General features: G+C 56.6%; 1 pseudogene. It reads right to left on the bottom strand.

Annotation, left to right across the window (positions count from 1 at the left end):
- Positions 1-890, bottom strand: a pseudogene (locus tag HMPREF3143_RS24510) (IS3 family transposase); the annotation flags it as partial.
- Positions 891-942 lie beyond the last annotated feature (52 nt).

The following is a 942-nucleotide window of genomic DNA, read 5'->3' as shown; positions in this document are numbered from 1 at the left end:
CTGCCAGTCGTCACTGCCGTACTGGCTGCCCTGGTCTGAGTGCACGATGACCTCGCCGTCCGGTTTTCGCCGCCAGACGGCCATCATCAGCGCGTCGAGTGCCAGTTCGCGTGAGAGAGTGGGCTTCATCGACCAGCCGACCACATTACGGGCGAAGAGATCGATAACCACCGCCAGATACAGCCAGCCCTGCCAGGTGCGGATATAAGTAATATCTGTGACCCAGACCTGATTGGCCCGGACAACAGTAAACTGCCGTTGCACGCGATTAGGGGCAACCACTGAAGGCCGGCCGGCGATACGACGCGGCGCTTTATAGCCGCGTACGGCTTTGATCCGGTTTTGTTGCATAATACGACCCACCCGGTTTTTGCCGCAGGTTTCCCCGATTTCGTTCAGGTCGCCATGAACCCGCCGGTAACCGTATACGCCTCCGCTCAGTGAATATGAGTCGCGGATAAGCATCAGCAGACGCTGGTTATCTTTATCACGCGCCGAGACCGGGTTGTGCAGCCACGCATAGAACCCGGCCCGGGCGACATTCAGTACCCGACACATCGTCATCACACCCCATACAGTGCGGTGTTCATTGATAAAGCGGTACTTCAGTCGGGCTCCCTTGCAAAGTACCGCGCGGCCTTTTTCAGGATATCCCGTTCTTCTTCGGTGCGTTTTAGCTGCGCCCGGAGTTTCAGGATCTCGCTTTTGGCTTCCAGTAAATCCCGGGCATGCTGTTCGCTGTTATCAGGTTTGATAGCCCGTAGCCACTTGTAGAGGCTGTGTGCAGAAACGCCCAGACGGTCGGATACTTCGGCAACGGAATAACCGCGTTCTGTTATCTGACGGACGGCTTCTTCCTTAAATTCAGGTGTAAATCGTGGTGTGCCCATACGCTCCTCCTATGCTCAAACTATAGGGCAGGATCGTCTACCGGGGCGGGGT

The organism is Enterobacter sp. HMSC16D10 (assembly GCF_001807145.1).
In the GTDB taxonomy this organism is placed as follows: Bacteria; Pseudomonadota; Gammaproteobacteria; order Enterobacterales; family Enterobacteriaceae; genus Enterobacter; species Enterobacter roggenkampii.
The sequence above is the reverse complement of the archived record's forward strand: the minus strand, read 5'-3'. Positions and strand labels throughout refer to the sequence as shown.